The organism is Paraglaciecola sp., assembly GCF_030730205.1.
In the GTDB taxonomy this organism is placed as follows: domain Bacteria; phylum Pseudomonadota; class Gammaproteobacteria; order Enterobacterales; family Alteromonadaceae; genus Paraglaciecola.
Window position 1 is genome coordinate 42,337 of sequence record NZ_JANQVQ010000019.1, and the last position, 17,085, is coordinate 59,421.

The following is a 17,085-nucleotide window of genomic DNA, read 5'->3' on the forward strand; positions in this document are numbered from 1 at the left end:
TGAAGGACTAGCTTTCTGCAATAAGCACAGCACGGAGTGGGGCAGGATGGCCTTCAATGGTGCGGCGCGCATCATTTGGGTCCATAAAATCAGCTAATGATAAACTTTCCATCCACTGGGTTTTGCGTTGTTCTTCAGTTGTAGTCAGTGCGACATCAACTACCCGAATATTTTTGAAACCAACCCGTTGCATCCATAATGTTAATGCCTTGGTTGAGGGCAAATACCACACATTTCGCATTTGCGCATAGCGGTCTTGCGGCATAAATACGGTGTGTTCATCGCCCTCAACCACTAAGGTTTCTAATACAAGCTCACCGCCCTTACGCAGTTGATTTTTTAGTTGGTACAAAAAGTCGATAGGACTACGACGATGATATAAAACACCCATGGAAAACACAGTATCAAAGGCTTTTAATTCAGGGAGTTGTTCTATGCCTACCGGAATAAGATGGATACGCGGGTCTGGATTAAAGTGTTTGATAGCTTGAAATTGCATTAAAAATAATTGCGAAGGATCAGCGCCCACTACTAGGCTCGGGTCTTGTGCCAACATACGCCACATGTGATATCCACTGCCACAACCCACATCAAGTACATGCCGATTTTTCAAAGAGTGAATATGCGGTGCAACTCTGTCCCACTTCCAATCTGAGCGCCACTCGGTATCAATGTGAATACCATGGATATAAAAAGGTCCCTTGCGCCAAGGCATAAATTGTTTAAACAAACCTAGCAGCTGTTTTTGTGTGTAGTCATTTATGTCTTGCGCTTGGCCAAATTCCACTTTATGAAGTAACTCAACACTCGAAACCTCGGTTTTTGGTAACAGCGCCAATAACTTAAGCCACTTATTAAAGTCGCCATGTAACTGCTCTTGCTGCCACAGAGCTAATTGTGCAGGTAGCACTTCTAACCAATGACTCAATGGTGATTGAGCAATGTGCTGATAAAAATCTTTAAACCAAGGTAAGGTCACTGGCTACTTATCCTTATTTTATCGCGACCATGGACGCAAAATTAAAACACTTAAACCACTGAACAACTTCTGAAAAACCGCTGTTAAGTAAGCGTTGCTGATGACTCTCAAAGCTTTCTATGCGCATCACGTCTTCAAGTGCGCTGCGTTTTTGGCTAATTTCTAAATCGCTGTAACCATTTCGTCGTTTAAATTCATGGTGCAGATCAATGAGTAACTCGTTGGACTGTAGCTGAGTGTCTAATAATTTTTCTGATAAAACTAAAATACCACCGGGTTTTAAGCCAGCAAAAATACGTGCGATAACTGAAGAACGATGTTCTGGATGAATAAATTGCAGGGTAAAGTTCATAATCACCACACTGGCATTATGGATATCGACATGTTGCAATTCGTCACATACCACTTCAATTGGGGTATCAGACTTAAACGCTTTGGTGTGTAAACGACAACGTTCCACCATTGCAGCTGAATTATCTACTGCAATAATTCGACAGTTCTTTGCGCTTAAGTGCTTGCTTGCCGCTAAGCTTGCCGCACCTAATGAACAACCTAAATCATAAATTTGACTTTCATCTTGGGCAAAACGCCCGACCAATTGACCAATAGTATCAATGATCGTCGCATAACCGGGCACTGAACGCTGGATCATATCGGGGAAAACTTCCGCCACAGCTTGGTCAAAACGAAAGGGTTCAATGGCTTGCGGTTGTGAATAAATGGCGTCTTTGCCTGAAAACATGAGCTTGCTTGTCTGACTTTGAAAAATAGGCGGCAATTCTAACGTTCAAGTCCTGTTCAAGCAATTTCCTTTGAAACTTAATCACGGTGTTTAAGGCCTGCTCGTTTGTGACAAGAGATGAATACAGGGAGCTTATATTTATATACACATAAAAAAACAGCCCATATAAAGGGCTGTTTGGTTAGACGTAAAAGCGCTTAAGCCGCTTCTGCTGACTTGGGTTTGCGTTTTGCTTTGGGCTTTTGGACTTCTTGTGCCAACTCACTTGGGTCAAAATCATCGACGTTAATAGTTCGTAAGCGACCTTGTTCTGTTGTTCTTAATAGTTCAGCTTGTTCCTCGCTAAGAACACCTAGCTCTAGACCTTTATCTGCAATCTTATCCAAGTTGGTAAATGGGTAACGCTCTTTCGCCGCTTTACATACTTTGGTGTATAAGGGCTCACTTGCGATAACATTTTCCAGAGTTTGCTCTAAATCACCCATTAACATCCCAGGTTCGCGGGATAGAAACTGGCCTTTACCTAAGCGACTACGAGCCTCACATGGGGTTTGTAGGATGGTGGCAATCGCATGATCTAATTGATCAGAGGGTTTAGTAAAACGTTTACCAAAGGGCATTATTACTAATTTTAGTGCCTTACCTAACCAGTAGTTGGGGAAGTTATCCAGTAACTCTTCTAAAGACACTTCTAGCTTATGCAAGGTGTCTTGCATCGCCCAATGCACCAATGGTAAATCTTCTGATCTGCGGCCTTCATCATCAAAACGTTTCAGAACACAAGAGCCTAGATAAAGGTAACTGAGCAAATCACCTAGACGAGCGGAAATGCGCTCGCGGCGTTTTAATTCACCACCTAACACGCCCATAGCTACATCAGACAAAAAGGCCATGTTTGAACTGTAACGTTGCATTGCACGGTAATATTGGCTTGTTTCGTCCATAAAGGGTGCTCCCGCTAAACGAGCTCCCGTGATGGAAAACCAAAGGCTTCGGAAAAAGTTACTGATGGCAAAACCAATGTGGGCAAAGAGGGCGCTGTCAAATTCTGCTAAGCCCTGTTTTTCATCAGGATTATTGGCAGCAAATAACTCCTTCAATACAAATGGGTGGCAACGCATCGCGCCTTGGCCATAAATCATCATGTTACGGGTTAGTATGTTTGCTCCTTCAACGGTAATTGCAATGGGGGCACCCTGATAGCCTCGGCCCAAGTAGTTGTTTGGCCCAAGCATAATGCCCTTGCCGCCATGCACATCCATGGAGTCATTGACTAACTGACGCATTTTTTCAGTTAAATGATATTTACAGATAGCTGAGATGACCGAAGGCTTCTCACCTAGATCAACCCCTTTAGTCGAAAACGAAGTGACCGCGTCCATTAAATAGGTGTTACCACCAATACGACCCAGCATTTCTTCGATGCCTTCCATACTGCCCACAGGGATTTTGAACTGACGACGGATTCGCGCGTACGCGCCTGTGGCTAATGCGATACTTTTTGCGCCACCGGCTGAGTTTGAGGGTAGGGTAATACAACGTCCAACAGACAAACACTCCACTAACATACGCCAACCTTGACCAGCCATTTTTACCCCACCAATAATGTAATCAAGGGGAACAAAAATATCATTGCCACGAATAGGTCCATTTTGGAAAGGCACATTTAAAGGAAAATGGCGATTGCCAATATCTAAGCCTTCTGTTTCTCTGGGCAAAAGCGCGCAGGTGATCCCGTAGTCTTTTTGTTCGCCGAGCAAGCCTTCTGGATCAGACATCTTAAAGGCCAAACCGATTACCGTCGCGACAGGTGCTAAGGTAATATATCGTTTATCAAAGGTGAGTTTTAAACCAATGATTTCTTCCCCTTGCCATTGACCTTTGCACACAACACCAGTGTCGGGTAAAGAGCCTGCATCAGAGCCTGCCTCTGGTCCTGTTAAAGCAAAACAGGGGATTTCTTCGCCGGTGGCAAGGCGGGGTAAGTAATGATTTTGTTGTTCGGGCGTGCCGTAATGCTGTAAGAGCTCACCTGGACCAAGCGAGTTAGGTACGCCAACGGTGGTAGCGAGTACCGCACTGACGCCAGATAATTTCTGCAGTACTCTTGATTGTGCATAAGCAGAAAAATCTAAACCACCGTATTCTTTTTTGATGATCATGGCAAAAAACTTATTGTCTTTTAAGTATTGCCATACTTCAGGCGATAAGTCAGCACGGGTATGGGTTACGTCCCAGTCATTACACATGCGACATACTTCTTCCACCGGCCCGTCTAAGAAAGCTTGTTCTTCAGCAGTTAATCGAGCTTGCGGTATGTTGTGCAACACTTGCCAATTTGGATTGCCACTAAAAATTTCTCCATCCCACCAAACCGTACCGGCGTCGATAGCGTCTTTTTCAGTGCTCGACATCTCTGGCATAATCTTTTTATATAATTTTAGGATAGGCGAGGTGAGATATTGCACACGAATAGATTCAATATTTAAGGGGATGGCGATAATAAGATAAAGTAGCCAAGTAAACCCACCTACTATACCCATTACACTACCAAATACTAAAGCTGCAAACATTGCAACCGTAGCGTTGAACATGCTCATGCGATAGTAACTCACCGCACCAAAGGCAATAACGATTAATAATAACCACAATAAAAATTGCATATTTAGCTCCAAATTTACAGGTCAGACCTCGACGCCAAGTTATAATCTTGTCAACAAAAGATCAACCAGAATGCGTCAATATATTTACATCATTTTTGGTCGCTGGCAGGTCATGCGCTGCAACAGATGTGAAATAATGTTAATAGGTACGTTAGATAGTATAGAAAGGATGGGGCATTTGCCTAAGTTTTTGCGAAGGCATGTTTCCCATCCTATTTGCGTCACTAAGAAGTGGAACTTGAATATTTACTGAGCTTGATATCGCCTTGTTCCTCACCGTCTTTAAACTGCTGGAGCCTAACAAGTTGAAAGTTAAGAGCGGGTGAGAACCAAGCAAAGGTACTCCGGCTTGAGTTCTCTCTAACAATACCTACTTTGATCGCGTCGATATCACCGAAAGGTAATGACAGAGACTCTTTACCTAGAACTTGCATTTGATATTCACGGTATTGCCCTCTGTCATTGATCACGCGGTAGTCAAAACTAGTCTTGCCTCTGGCAAGTTGGGCTTGTAAATCAAGGCGATAGAGCTGATTGTCAAGCTGATTTTCGAGAGGAAAACTAGGGCGATCATTTACTAAAATCTTACCTTTTTCGTGGTCAAATTCAATCCTGGTATGCTTGTCTGAACCTGTGCCTGTGCGTTTAAATACGTAACTTTGCGGAATAATTTGACCATCGTCTACTTCGAAATAGCTGGTTTCTTTGCGTTTATCAGACAAGAAAAAAATCGAAACGCTGGAACTGTAATCGAGACGATATTGATTACCTTCTAATTTGCTTAACGCCAAATTTGCCCGGCCCAATTCTTTGCCAAAGCGATAGGCTTTGAATTCAGCAGCGAAACTACTAAAGGGGTCGATCACGGTCGTACTTTCTACAACCGCAGGTTCGTTTGGTTTATCTTCCATTACAGAGTGCAGCTCAGCTTCCTGAGCGGACAAGGTTAGTGTAAAAACACTACAGCAAATAAAAAGTAGTCTCTTAATCTGCTGCGTAACCTTGCTCTTCGAGTTCAGTACCATCTAAAAACGCCTTATTATTGTGCATGGTAAGTCTATCCTGACAAAACCATTTTACTACTAATGGATACATCTGACGTTCTTGCACGATCACACGTTCGGCTAGTTCTTCTGCATCTTGGTTGTCAAAAATCGGAACTTTTGATTGCAAAATCACCGGGCCATCGTCTAAATCAGCGGTAACAAAATGAACAGATGCACCGTGTTCTTGGTCGTTAGCATCAATTGCGCGTTGATGCGTGTGCAAACCTTTGTACTTCGGCAACAAAGATGGGTGAATGTTCAACATCTTACCTTGAAAATGTTCAACAAAATCACGACTTAAGATCCGCATAAAGCCAGCAAGTACAATAAGATCGGGAGCATACTCAGTAATTTGACTGAACAATTGTTCATCGTAATCTTCTCTGCTGGTATAGGGTTTGGGATCAACAAATACCGCCGGAATGTTCGCGTTTTTAGCTCGCTGTAGACCATAAGCATCAGCTTTGTTAGAAAAAACGGCAGTGATTTTTCCTGGTATTTTGCCTTGCTCACAGGCGTCGATAATAGCCTGTAAATTAGACCCATTACCCGACACCAATACCACGATGGATTTTGTACTTTTTGTCACTTAGTTAATCTCTACTTGTTGCTCTGTTTCAGCATCGCGGTGAGCGATTTGACCAATTTTCCAAGCAGTTTCGCCTAAGTCGTTGAGGATCGTTAAGGCTTTGTCTACGTTTTCTGCTTTTAAGGCGATGATAAGCCCAACGCCACAATTAAACGTGCGATACATTTCGTGGGTGGTGACATTGCCTTTTTTCTGTAGCCAATTAAATATTTCAGGCCATTGCCAGCTACTTCCGTCAATAATTGCTTTTGCATCGCTGGGCAATACTCGAGGAATGTTTTCCCAAAAGCCACCACCGGTGATGTGAGAAATAGCATTCACTTCGACTTGTTCTAATAGATTCAATACATTTTTTACGTAGATACGGGTCGGCTCTAACAATACGTCACCAATGGTACTACCTTCAAAAACTTCTTCTGTTGAACTACCAGAGACTTCAATTATTTTACGAATCAACGAATAACCATTGGAGTGAGGACCTGAAGAGGCCAGCGCAATTAATGCATCACCGGCTTGGACTTTGCTGCCGTCAATCACATCATCGGCTTCAACGACACCCACACAAAATCCAGCTACGTCATAATCTTCACCATGATACATGCCAGGCATTTCTGCTGTTTCGCCACCGACTAGGGCACAACCGGCTAACTCACACCCTTGTCCTATGCCTGTTACGACTTCGGCTGCGGTATCGACATTTAACTTACCTGTCGCATAATAGTCGAGAAAGAACAAAGGCTCAGCGCCTTGTACGATGAGGTCATTAACACACATAGCGACTAAATCTATGCCAATGCCTTGGTGTTTTTTCAGATCCATGGCAAGACGTAGTTTGGTGCCAACCCCGTCGGTACCAGACACCAATAAAGGCTTGCGATATTTTTCAGGCAGTGCACACAAAGCGCCAAAACCACCTAATCCACCTCTCACTTCAGGACGTTGCGTTTTCTTAGCTACCGATTTAATTCTATCAACGAGTTGGTTACCCGCATCAATATCGACACCTGCGTCTTTATAGCTTAATGATGAATTGTTTTCGCTCACGTCTTTACCCCAAAAGTAACCACAGAAAAAAAGAGCCGCGATTTTAGCAGCTTGCTTGATTAATACCAATCACAACAACAGTGATTTTTTGTTGTGAAACAAAAGGTGAATTTTTCGAGCAAATACAGGACAATGACGCCTGAAATTTTTGTCTTGTGGTAAAGGAGAACGGGTACCAGATGTCATCAGTTATATTTTTACGCCAAATTGTGATGTGTACCTTATTGTCAATGCTGTTTTTTGCATCGGCCTCAGCGGTGGTTATTGAGGATCTTTATGACGCCAAAGTGCCAGTGACAGACCAAGCTGAAGCAACCCAGAATAAAGCCATTAAACAAGCACTCAAACAAGTTTTTGTTAAGGTGAGTGGTTCGCAAACCCTGCTTAATGATGAAAAGATTGTGAAACACCTTAGTAGGGCATCTACCTTAATTCGCTCATACAGTTACGAGAGAAAGTTGAATCAACTTTTCTTAGTGGTCAATTTTGACCAAGAAAAAATTCAGAATGCATTAAGAACTGCTGGGTTTGCTGTGTGGGATAAGCGTCGCCCCGATACCTTGCTGTGGTTGGCTATTGAAGATAAACAGCAAAATAAATACATATTAAATGCTGACAATCAGCCTATGTTTGTGCAGCGTCTAATTGAGCAAGCTCAAATCCGTGGCATTAGAGTGGGCTTCCCTTTGTGGGACTTAAACGATATGCAGTTAGTCGATGTTTATACAATTTGGGGTGGTTTTGCTCAGCAAATAGCCAGTGCAAGTGAACGATACGATCATAAAACGCTGCTATCAGCGCGAATTTATTTTGAGTCAATTGACCCAAGTAATGATAATAGTGGTAAACAACAATGGCTAGCAGATTGGACGATGTCAGATAATGGTCAAGTAACAAATGGCCAAGTGAGTGGGCCTCAGTCTGACTTACTGGCTGACGAAATTATCAATGTGGTGGCGCAGCAATTGTCGGATAAATACGCCATTAGTCAGCAGAATCGTTTACTGAATGCGGTCACAACGAAAATTGTTATTAATAACGTGAACGCTATTAGTCGTTATGCTGCGGTGCTAAAATTTTTGAATGGTTTGAGTGTCGTGTCAAAAGCCACCTTGATTTCTCAGCAAGGTGAAAAGGCGACATTTGAATTAGAATTGTTAGGCAATACTGACGACTTACTCAATACGTTTCGCTTAGATAATATTATTACACCGGTGAGCAACTCCCCAGGGCAAGAGCAAACTAACTTGGAATTTAAGTGGGCCAACTAATGAGTAAGCAGCTTTCACTGCCGGTATCATTAAAGGATGAGGTAACCTTTGACAACTTTATTGTGGGTGAAAACCAACAGTTAGTCAGTCACTTACAACAACTAATCTTCAATCAAGACAACGCTCAGCCACTGCCGTGGTTAACTTACTTCTTTGCTGAAACGGGACTGGGAAAAAGTCATCTATTGTTTTCTATGTGTTATTTAGCAGAACAGCAAAATAAGAGTTGTGTGTATCTTAGTTTTAAAGATAAAGACTATTTAGCCGTAGAAATGTTGGAAGGTTTGGAGTTATACGATCTAGTTTGTTTTGACGACGTTGAACTCATTGAAGATGAACTCGAATGGCAAGTGGCCTTGTTTGATCTCATCAACAGAGTAAAAGAGCATGGTCACAGCCGACTGGTTGTTGCTGGTCGTTACGGTTTGCAGGCCTTACCTCTGCAACTACCTGATTTAGTCTCGCGCTTGAGTTGGGGAGTGAGCTTTCGTCTGGCGCCTTTAGAAGACACCGAGCGCTGCGATGCTATTATCATTCGCGCTGAACAACGGGGGCTGAGTATGTCGATGGAAGTTGCTCGATTTTTAATTAATCACTTGCAACGAGATTTACCTGCTTTGATGCAAAGTTTAGATAAACTCGACGAGTTCTCTCTGCAGCAGCAACGAAAACTCACCATACCTTTTGTGAAATCTACCTTAAAGCTCTAGCTTATTTACCCACTCGTGAAAAAGCCATATCAGTACCCTAACAACATCGCTCAGACAGCCTCACCTTAACGATTGAAGGTGATTTTTCTCAAGGTATCGCTGGTGAGTTTGGATAGTGTTGCCAATAATCTTCAACCGCTAAGGGCAAAGGACTGAGAGGCTTAGCCTGTAAATTACTGGCATTGCTATTAGAACTCAAATTGATATTACTAAACCAATCATCCCCTGAGCGCATAGTAACCGGGGCTGGAAGGGTGCTTTGAATATTGGCGACATCCAGCTCAGGAAAGATAGTTTCGACCACCGCTTTGACTCGCTGTTGTATCTGAGGTGCATTATTTCGATCTCTTTGCCCCCAGCTCACCACAAGCTCTTCATTTTCCACCGTGCTTATAATGGCGACATCGGCGCTGACACCTAAGCGATAAGCCATCATAAAATGCCCAAATAAAGTGGCAAAGTCTTCTCGAATTGTGGAGTAGCAATAGTAGTCTGGAGCGAAATCAGGCGTGAATAAAGCCACGACATCCTGTGCTTCTAATGCCAATTGGTTCGGCGTTGCTGTGTTTCCGGAAAAGCTGACATCAGCCAACTGTTTTAAATCTTCTGAATTTAAAGGGTAAATCTGGCTAAATCTGCTAGATGATGCAGCATGGTTGCTGGAATAGCTTAAAGGGTTAGTGTTAGCTGATACTTGATCCCAGCTAGTTGGCGGAAAAAAATCGTTAGCATGGCCTAATTCGTGATACATCAACCAACTAGCATTGGCTTCTAAGGCTGAAAAGGGCTTAGTTAAACGACTCGCAGCTGGATAATCACCGTTGCGAATGTAATATTGATTATTTTTGACATAGCGCCAAGGGATCATAAATTGCAACGCCTCACCAAAACTACTGCGGTAATCAGCTTGATCGTTTAGGGTGTCACGCTCTTGTGGCGTCAACCAAAAGTTAGCCGCGTCAAGATATATAGCGCCTGTCGCTGACCAATAAAAAGACGGACGCACATCATAGGCAATCACAATAGCGGTGGTTGCTCTGAGTAATTTCAACATATCATCTGCGGTACTCGACTGTTGTAAAAACTGCTTAAATCTGTCGCCCATCCAAGCATGTGACACCACTAAACGCGATAGAACATCGTCTACCGTAGGGCTAAGGGTTTCGCTACCGAGTAAGGGTAAGGTAGCAAAACTACAGGTTGAAGAAAGTTGGTTATTGTAAATACAATCCACTAGTACATCAGCATATTTACCGTCACTGATATAAGGCTGTACTTCACTTGTTACGATGCGGTCTGCATAATTGGGGAAGTAGCCGTCGTCGTTAATACTAGTATTTTTAATCAGTACATAGCTATTATCTGTGGCCACACTGCCATCACTAAAGTTGAGGGTGGCGGAAAATTCTAATACCGTATCTTGGCTAACTTCTGGCGCTTTAAAAAACAAATAATACTGTTCAGGTGTGAAATCGATGACTCGAGGACCCGCTACTTGGCGCCAAGTTATGGAGGTAATGTCGGCCGTATTAGCTGTACCTGTTTTATCCGCCCTTAACGATACTTTTGCTTGTTCTACCGCTACGTGATCTAATCTGACTGTTGCCTGTTCAGTGTTATTTTGCACTGCACTAAAGTGAATGGTTTTTTGTATTTGGGCTGACGAAGTTAATGTCACGGTAAGTTCGAAGCTATAGTTTGCTGCTTGAGAAATATCAAAAGAAATCACTTGGCTAGTGGGTGCTAAAAACTGCAATTCAGGCCCACTGATTTGCTGCCATTTAACCGTTTTAATAGTGTCATTGCTGGCAATTACTGCGAGGCTTGCTGCTTGGTTAGTTTGGAATGTGTCAGGATAAAAAAGTTGCAAACCATCTTCTACACGCTTTGGGCTAACCGATAACTGCTCATTAGGCTCTTGCACGGGCGTTGATGGCGATATATCCGAATCACCAGAACCACCACATGCTTGTAAAATTAAGCTCAATAAGAGGGAAAGACTAAAGCGTTTTATCATTGTTTAACCTCGTCTGTTTTGCTCAAATGCTTGTTTTTCTTCAGCCAATTCTTCTTTGAGTTTACGAATACCTAAACCTAGTTCACGGCCTCGTAGCCGAGCATAAAAGCTACACCCAGTAAAAAGTGCGCTACACAATACAATTTCAACCAGGGCATAAAGTCTTTCTCCTTCAACGGCATAAACGGCCGTCAAACCATGCAGTAAGTAATACATCACGATAAAATTGGTCCACGCATGCGTATAGGGTTTGCCCTGCACTAAGCCTTTGATGGGTAACAAGATAGGCACTATCCATAATATGACAGTAAACAGAGTCGACGTGGCTTTATCAGGTGTTAAGAAGAAATGCCAAATGACTAACCAAACAAGCAGTAAAAAATAACTACTCAGGGTTAATCGGCGATAGAACAGCGTATCAAATTTCATTAATTATCCTAGTTGACTGGCAATAGAGGCTAAACGTTTACCTTGAGCGATACACAAGGTAATTTCTTCACTACTTAATTTGTTTGGCGCGTGCTTTTCGGCTAAATGGCTTACACCGTAGGGGCTGCCGCCAGTTTTTGTGGTGTGCAATTCTGGCAGCGAGTAGGGTAATCCACAAATTAGCATACCGTGATGCAGGAGTGGCAACATCATGCTTAACAAGGTTGTTTCTTGACCGCCATGCATGCTGGCAGTTGAGGTAAATACGCAGGCAGGCTTACCTTGCAATACACCAGCTAACCACTCTTTGCTGGTTTCATCTAAAAAATACTTAAGCGGAGCGGCCATATTGCCAAAACGTGTAGGACTGCCCAGCGCAAGACCGCCGCATTCGGCTAAGTCCTCTAAGCTAACATAAGGGTCACCTGTTTCAGGCACACTTGAATGTAAGGCGCCAAGATTATTAGAAACTTCGGGTACCGTGCGTAACCTTGCTTGTAAACCGGCTTGTTCCACCCCTAAAGCAATTTTATTTGCCATGGCCTGAGTCGCACCATGTCGACTGTAATAAAGTACTAATATATCTTTTTTCATAATAGGCTAAGCACGTTTTCGGGTGGACGACCCAGTATTGACTTACCTTGATAGCATACGATTGGCCGTTCAATCAGTTTTGGATTGGCGACCATTGCGTCTATTAATTGTGCTTCGCTTACACTCTCCTCATCTAAGCCCAATTCTTTGTATACTGCTTCCCCTTTACGCATCAGTTGTCTCGCACTACTAAAACCAAGCTGTTGAATAATGGTTTGCAACTCACTATGGTTTGGTGGCGTAATTTGATAGTCAATGACACTAGGGCTCAGCCCTTGTTGTTCTAACAGCTGAAGGGTTTGACGGCTTTTTGAGCAACGATTGTTGTGGTAAATAATAAGTTCAGACATAAGCATTACGATTATTAGTATAAAAACGCCATTGTAACCTGTATTTTCTCAATACAACAAAACGGAGACACAATAAACAATGAAAAAATGGCAGTGGGCAGCTTTAGCTATTTTAGCTCTAGGTACGGGCATATTGGCTAATTGGACCATGAAAAAAGACTTTGTTACCTTAGATGGTGAGGCCTATCAATGGCAGGACTTCAACGGGCAGTGGGTAGTGGTCAACTATTTTGCGCGCTGGTGTGCCCCTTGCCTCAGAGAAATTCCAGAATTAAACCGCTTTCATCGAGAGAACCAAGATATACCCATCTTTGCTATCAGTTTTGACCCACTGAGCAAAGAAGAGCTCTCTGAGCTTCGAGATACTTACCAAATCGCTTTTCCCATTCTAATCAACATTGAAGCTGTGCTTTGGCCACAAGCGCCTAAAGTATTACCCCATACCATCATTATTAATCCGCAGGGGCAAGTAGCCATAGAACTTAAAGGGGAGCAAAGCGCCGCTAGCTTAAAACAGCTTATTGACCAACTACAAGGCTCTTAATTTCTCTTGGGCGTCTCTAAATTGTTCGATTCTGGCACGAATTCTTTGTTTTTCGAGTTGTTTAGTATCTGCAAAATTATAGGCACTTTGCAGCTCATCTATGGCTCTAGGGTAAGCCGCTAATTGGGCAAAAATTTCCGCTTTGACTTGATGCATTTCCAGTGGTTGTTGGTTGCCGCGATATGCATCACCGAGCAGTTCGTAAGCCAACAAGTAATTGGGGTTGATTAATAAAAAGTCCTTCAACAGGCTGATGCCTTTGGCATATTGTTTATCTTTAATCAGCGCGTTAGCTAAATTGAGCACCAATACTTGGTTTCTAGGGGCATGGGCTAGCTCATTGGTTAGTCGCGAAATGGCCGCTGAAAATTGCTTAGTTTCAATGGCAATGTCGGTATACACATCTAAGTAAAATAGATTGCTGGGGTCTTTTTCTAGCAACCGTAAGATAATGTCTTGTGCCTGACTATATTGTTCATTGGCTAAATAAGATAAAGCCAAGCCGTACTCAGCCGCTTCTTTAAACACATAAGCTTGCTTGTCTAAACTCGCGGTGAAATATTCGATATTGTATTGGGGTTTAGCATAATAGCGCGCAATGATTCTCGACTTGGCCAAATGAAAGCGCAAACTTTCAGGCACCGGTCCAGTGTTGTAACTTAGCGCTCTGCTGCGCGCATCGGCAACGCGAGACTCAGGTAAGGGGTGAGTTTGTAAAAAGGCTAAACTACTCGATTTTAAACGGTTTTTTTCAGTTAAGGTTGAAAAGAAATCACTCGCGCCATTAGGATCAAATCCGGCTTGCGCCAAAATGCGAATGCCGATTCGATCAGCTTCTTTCTCATTTTGCCGAGTATAATTTATCGATGCTTGCTGCGATGCTGCACTACTGGCGGAAATAGCCGCCATACCTGCTTCTGGGTTGGCGACGGCCAATAAAATACTGCCGAGCAAAGAGGCGATTTGTAAGGGGGATGACTTCTGTCTTTCTTCAATACTTCTTGCAATGTGCCGTTGTGTAACGTGCGTGACTTCGTGAGCCAAAACTGAGGCTAGCTCAGATTCATTTTTGGCATTAAATATTAATCCGGTGTGAATACCTACATGACCACCAAAAAAGGCAAATGCATTTATCTCTGGGCTATTTAAAATAAAAAATTTAAAACTAAATTTAACGTCATCTGCCTGCGCAACTAAGCGATTGCCTAAATCCTGAATATATTCATCCAACAAGGGGTCACTAATTACCGGTCCTTGTCCTCTGAGTTGACGCATCAAAGCATCACCAATAAGCAACTCTTTATCTAAACTGATTGCACTAGAGGCAACTACGCCAATTTCAGGTAACTGATTTTTTTTGTTATCTGCATGGCTACTAAAGCCAATACCGAGCAAAAAACTGAGTGAGATGAGGTTTAACTTATGTCTTCTTTTTATCATTTAATTGGTCTAGTTATTTTATCCAAAGGATGCGAATTGGTTAACACATCTTGTTTTGCTACTTTTGAACGCTGTAGTCCTGTATTAGTTCATTTCAAACTGTTACCAAGCGTAACTAAAATAGTGATTTGCCCGCCTTATTTAAGCTTGAATATGATGTTAATCTATTGCATCACGACCTTATACAAAGGAAGTAGCTAGCACAAGGCCAAACCAAGCTGGTATTAATAATTTAGCCATATTTTTGACGATTAGCTGATTTCAGACAGGGCTGTTAAGGGGACTGGATCAAAATCATGTATTGAACTTTGGCTAAATAGTGAATCCATTTTTTAGCAATGTTAATGCTTATGATTTTATTCAGTAGCACGTTAAGATAGTGGTGTTTGTTTATATTTTAACAAGTGTTTTTAATTCAATTTAATCTGCGAACAACAAGGAATATAAATGTTTCACGTTTTCGAGCGTTGGTATAAACGAAAGTTTTCTGATCCTGATTCTGCCATGTTGCTCATCATGTTATTGGTTTCGTCTTTATTGCTATTAGTGTGGGGCGGAATTTTAATGCCTGCCATTGTTGCTGCTGTCATTGCTTATCTGCTTGATTGGCCAGTAACCAAATTAAACCAATTAGGCTTGTCACGCAGTATTTCTACTGGTGTAGTCATGCTCGCTTTTATCAGTATCTCAATCTTAACTTTTATTGGTGTCGTGCCAGTGGTCACTCAGCAGAGTATTAACCTTATCAAAGAGACGCCCCAAATTTGGGCTGGAGGCCAAGATTGGTTGATTCACCTGCCTGATACCTATCCTGATTTTATTCAGGTTACCCATATTCAGCATATGCTAGATGGCGTAAACGAGAAGGTAGTCGTTTTTGGAGAGAAATTGGTTTCTGCCTCTTTTAGTTCTTTGGGCGATTTGGGTATGCTCTTAATATACCTTGTTCTTGTGCCGCTCATGGTGTTTTTCATGTTGAAAGACAAAGATGAACTGGTGAGAAACGTTTCTAGTTTGTTACCTTCAGAGCGTCGATTAATTAAGCAAGTTGGCTCTGAAATGAATGCACAAATTGCCAATTACATTCGTGGCAAAGTCATCGAGATCTTGATTGTTGGCGTAGTTTCAGCCATTACCTTTGCGTTTATGGATTTGCGATACGCCTTACTCCTTGGCGTTTTGGTAGGCTTCTCGGTTTTGATACCTTATATCGGAGCGGCTGTTGTTACCATCCCGGTCGCTATTGTGGCCCTATTTCAATGGGGCTTAACACCTGACTTTTGGTATCTAATGATTGCCTACGGCATTATTCAAGCCCTAGATGGCAACGCCTTGGTGCCTATTTTGTTTTCTGAAGCGGTCAGTTTGCATCCCATTTATATCATCATTGCTGTGCTATTTTTTGGCGGGTTATGGGGATTCTGGGGCGTGTTTTTTGCTATTCCGTTAGCGACCCTTGTGAAGGCGGTAATTAATGCGTGGTCAGGCCCTAAACCCTTACCTGAGCAAGATACACCTTTGCTCGAGCAATAAAAACACAGTAGGTTAACAGTGAAAGGACAGCCATGGCTGTCCTTTTTTGCAATTACTTATTGCTTAAATAAGTCAATACTACTTCGTGATGATTCTTGGTGGTAAATTTATCGAACACTTTTTCGATAGTGCCTTGCTCATCAATTAAAAAGCTAATGCGGTGTATACCGTCGAACTCTTTGCCCATGAATTTTTTCGGCCCCCATACACCAAAGGCGTCAGCTACACTGTGATCTTCATCTGATAGCAGTGAAAAATTAAGCTGCTCTTTTTCAATAAATTTTGGTAATCGTTTAACGGCGTCAGGGCTTACTCCAAACACCACGACATTGTGTTGTTCAAGTTCACCAATGTTGTCGCGCAAACACTGTGCTTGAATCGTGCAACCCGGCGTCATGGCCTTTGGATAAAAATACATTAATACCTTTTTGCCGGCCAATTCGCGAAGCGATACGGTCTGATTGTTTTCATTTAGAAGTGAAAAAGCGGGGGCGTTATCGCCAGCTTGTAACATTTGCATGATATTTCCTATTTTATCGAATGGTGAATCACTTAGTCGCTTACTTACGCAGCCCTTAGTGATTTTGTTTAATCGAACCCTGTAAATTTAACTCTGTCAATAAACCCTGAAAGGCCAATTCAACTTCTTCTACCGAGATATGATGGGGGATTGATACCACCATTTTACAGGTCATTTGATCCGGACCTACATTTAAGTCATGTGGGTTTTTGGCCGTTTTTAAACGAAATGCACTAACCGAGATGGTAAATTGCGCGAAAAATCCGGTTATTTTTTTAATAACACCAGTGGCGTTCTCACCCATGATGACTACGTCAGCAATATGCTCTAAATTTTGTTTGCAATGGCGTTTAGTGCGTTTCAATAAACACAATAACTCCAGTTTTTGACACGTTTGTGCAATGGAAAACTCGGCATTAGCAATAGCGGCCTGGCTGCCTTCAATTATCATGGTGAGCGAAAAGTCTTGACCAAAAACGGCCTGACGGCTGTCAAGAATATTACATCCCACATCGCAGACGGTATCAGCGATGGCACTTAACATACCGAATTTGTCGGTTCCCAAGATAGTCACTACAAGCTGTTGACTCATTATTTATTCTTTTTGAACAAGC

The 17,085-nt window shown here is 42.5% G+C and carries 17 protein-coding genes; 4 read left to right on the forward strand and 13 right to left on the reverse strand.

The window, feature by feature from the left end; translation table 11 throughout:
• Positions 1 to 7: 7 nt before the first annotated feature.
• From cmoB to purM, 6 genes are all read right to left on the reverse strand, one after another.
• Positions 8 to 979, reverse strand: a complete 972-nt coding sequence (gene cmoB, locus NWQ57_RS01560) for a tRNA 5-methoxyuridine(34)/uridine 5-oxyacetic acid(34) synthase CmoB (RefSeq protein ID WP_306020194.1) — start codon at positions 977 to 979, stop codon at positions 8 to 10.
• A gap of 13 nt (positions 980 to 992) precedes the next feature.
• Entirely contained in the window at positions 993 to 1,721 is a 729-nt protein-coding gene (gene cmoA, locus NWQ57_RS01565) for a carboxy-S-adenosyl-L-methionine synthase CmoA (protein WP_306020195.1), read from the reverse strand.
• Positions 1,722 to 1,918: 197 nt separating this feature from the next.
• A complete protein-coding gene (gene fadE, locus NWQ57_RS01570) occupies positions 1,919 to 4,384 on the reverse strand; it encodes an acyl-CoA dehydrogenase FadE (protein ID WP_306020196.1) in 2,466 nt (821 codons plus the stop codon).
• 224 nt (positions 4,385 to 4,608) lie between these two features.
• The gene (locus NWQ57_RS01575) at positions 4,609 to 5,295 is read right to left on the reverse strand and encodes a DUF3108 domain-containing protein (RefSeq protein WP_306020197.1); all 687 of its coding nucleotides are present in this window, start codon (positions 5,293 to 5,295) and stop codon (positions 4,609 to 4,611) included.
• A gap of 73 nt (positions 5,296 to 5,368) precedes the next feature.
• A complete protein-coding gene (gene purN, locus NWQ57_RS01580) occupies positions 5,369 to 6,019 on the reverse strand; it encodes a phosphoribosylglycinamide formyltransferase (RefSeq protein ID WP_306020198.1) in 651 nt (216 codons plus the stop codon).
• The gene (purM, locus tag NWQ57_RS01585) at positions 6,020 to 7,063 is read right to left on the reverse strand and encodes a phosphoribosylformylglycinamidine cyclo-ligase (protein ID WP_306020199.1); all 1,044 of its coding nucleotides are present in this window, start codon (positions 7,061 to 7,063) and stop codon (positions 6,020 to 6,022) included.
• Between the two features lie 179 nt (positions 7,064 to 7,242).
• On the opposite strand from purM, the gene NWQ57_RS01590 reads away from it, so the two are divergent.
• Together NWQ57_RS01590 and hda are read left to right on the forward strand one after the other, a co-directional pair.
• On the forward strand, positions 7,243 to 8,334 hold the full coding sequence (locus tag NWQ57_RS01590; protein ID WP_306020200.1) for a DUF2066 domain-containing protein: 1,092 nt from the start codon (positions 7,243 to 7,245) through the stop codon (positions 8,332 to 8,334).
• On the forward strand, positions 8,334 to 9,044 hold the full coding sequence (hda, locus tag NWQ57_RS01595) for a DnaA regulatory inactivator Hda (protein WP_306020201.1): 711 nt from the start codon (positions 8,334 to 8,336) through the stop codon (positions 9,042 to 9,044). Before NWQ57_RS01590 ends, hda begins: the two co-directional genes overlap by 1 nt.
• 88 nt (positions 9,045 to 9,132) lie before the next feature.
• On the opposite strand, the gene NWQ57_RS01600 is transcribed toward hda, so the two are convergent.
• Genes NWQ57_RS01600 through arsC form a run of 4 tightly spaced genes read right to left on the reverse strand, consistent with a single transcriptional unit; the run spans position 9,133 to position 12,434 of the window.
• Complete coding sequence (locus NWQ57_RS01600; protein ID WP_306020203.1) at positions 9,133 to 11,061, reverse strand: hypothetical protein; 1,929 nt, start codon at positions 11,059 to 11,061, stop codon at positions 9,133 to 9,135.
• Between the two features lie 3 nt (positions 11,062 to 11,064).
• Complete coding sequence (locus tag NWQ57_RS01605) at positions 11,065 to 11,490, reverse strand: DUF2069 domain-containing protein (RefSeq protein WP_306020204.1); 426 nt, start codon at positions 11,488 to 11,490, stop codon at positions 11,065 to 11,067.
• Between the two features lie 3 nt (positions 11,491 to 11,493).
• Positions 11,494 to 12,084, reverse strand: coding sequence for an NAD(P)H:quinone oxidoreductase (gene wrbA, locus NWQ57_RS01610; RefSeq protein WP_306020205.1), 591 nt, complete (start codon positions 12,082 to 12,084; stop codon positions 11,494 to 11,496).
• On the reverse strand, positions 12,081 to 12,434 hold the full coding sequence (gene arsC, locus NWQ57_RS01615; protein ID WP_306020206.1) for an arsenate reductase (glutaredoxin): 354 nt from the start codon (positions 12,432 to 12,434) through the stop codon (positions 12,081 to 12,083). The genes wrbA and arsC overlap by 4 nt, the downstream gene beginning before the upstream one ends.
• Before the next feature lie 79 nt (positions 12,435 to 12,513).
• Here arsC and NWQ57_RS01620 point away from each other — a divergent pair, with 79 nt between their 5' ends.
• Entirely contained in the window at positions 12,514 to 12,978 is a 465-nt protein-coding gene (locus NWQ57_RS01620; protein ID WP_306020207.1) for a TlpA disulfide reductase family protein, read from the forward strand.
• Here the strand turns inward: NWQ57_RS01620 and NWQ57_RS01625 are convergent.
• Complete coding sequence (locus NWQ57_RS01625) at positions 12,964 to 14,418, reverse strand: M48 family metalloprotease (protein WP_372340873.1); 1,455 nt, start codon at positions 14,416 to 14,418, stop codon at positions 12,964 to 12,966. The genes NWQ57_RS01620 and NWQ57_RS01625 overlap by 15 nt on opposite strands.
• Positions 14,419 to 14,865: 447 nt before the next feature.
• On the opposite strand from NWQ57_RS01625, the gene NWQ57_RS01630 reads away from it, so the two are divergent.
• Entirely contained in the window at positions 14,866 to 15,951 is a 1,086-nt protein-coding gene (locus NWQ57_RS01630; RefSeq protein ID WP_306020208.1) for an AI-2E family transporter, read from the forward strand.
• A gap of 52 nt (positions 15,952 to 16,003) precedes the next feature.
• Here NWQ57_RS01630 and bcp read toward each other — a convergent pair whose 3' ends face one another.
• Positions 16,004 to 16,471, reverse strand: a complete 468-nt coding sequence (gene bcp / locus NWQ57_RS01635) for a thioredoxin-dependent thiol peroxidase (RefSeq protein ID WP_306020209.1) — start codon at positions 16,469 to 16,471, stop codon at positions 16,004 to 16,006.
• A gap of 55 nt (positions 16,472 to 16,526) precedes the next feature.
• The gene (locus tag NWQ57_RS01640) at positions 16,527 to 17,063 is read right to left on the reverse strand and encodes a glycine cleavage system protein R (RefSeq protein WP_306020210.1); all 537 of its coding nucleotides are present in this window, start codon (positions 17,061 to 17,063) and stop codon (positions 16,527 to 16,529) included.
• Positions 17,064 to 17,085 lie beyond the last annotated feature (22 nt).

Bases quoted from the DNA above. Each gene is read 5' to 3' on its own strand.
- cmoA (WP_306020195.1), bottom strand. From the start codon at position 1,721: ATGTTTTCAGGCAAAGACGCCATTTATTCACAACCGCAAGCCATTGAA.
- fadE (WP_306020196.1), bottom strand. From the start codon at position 4,384: ATGCAATTTTTATTGTGGTTATTATTAATCGTTATTGCCTTTGGTGCG.
- NWQ57_RS01575 (WP_306020197.1), bottom strand. From the start codon at position 5,295: ATGGAAGATAAACCAAACGAACCTGCGGTTGTAGAAAGTACGACCGTG.
- NWQ57_RS01590 (WP_306020200.1), top strand. From the start codon at position 7,243: ATGTCATCAGTTATATTTTTACGCCAAATTGTGATGTGTACCTTATTG.
- hda (WP_306020201.1), top strand. From the start codon at position 8,334: ATGAGTAAGCAGCTTTCACTGCCGGTATCATTAAAGGATGAGGTAACC.
- NWQ57_RS01600 (WP_306020203.1), bottom strand. From the start codon at position 11,061: ATGATAAAACGCTTTAGTCTTTCCCTCTTATTGAGCTTAATTTTACAA.
- NWQ57_RS01605 (WP_306020204.1), bottom strand. From the start codon at position 11,490: ATGAAATTTGATACGCTGTTCTATCGCCGATTAACCCTGAGTAGTTAT.
- wrbA (WP_306020205.1), bottom strand. From the start codon at position 12,084: ATGAAAAAAGATATATTAGTACTTTATTACAGTCGACATGGTGCGACT.
- arsC (WP_306020206.1), bottom strand. From the start codon at position 12,434: ATGTCTGAACTTATTATTTACCACAACAATCGTTGCTCAAAAAGCCGT.
- NWQ57_RS01620 (WP_306020207.1), top strand. From the start codon at position 12,514: ATGAAAAAATGGCAGTGGGCAGCTTTAGCTATTTTAGCTCTAGGTACG.
- NWQ57_RS01625 (WP_372340873.1), bottom strand. From the start codon at position 14,418: ATGATAAAAAGAAGACATAAGTTAAACCTCATCTCACTCAGTTTTTTG.
- NWQ57_RS01630 (WP_306020208.1), top strand. From the start codon at position 14,866: ATGTTTCACGTTTTCGAGCGTTGGTATAAACGAAAGTTTTCTGATCCT.
- bcp (WP_306020209.1), bottom strand. From the start codon at position 16,471: ATGCAAATGTTACAAGCTGGCGATAACGCCCCCGCTTTTTCACTTCTA.
- NWQ57_RS01640 (WP_306020210.1), bottom strand. From the start codon at position 17,063: ATGAGTCAACAGCTTGTAGTGACTATCTTGGGAACCGACAAATTCGGT.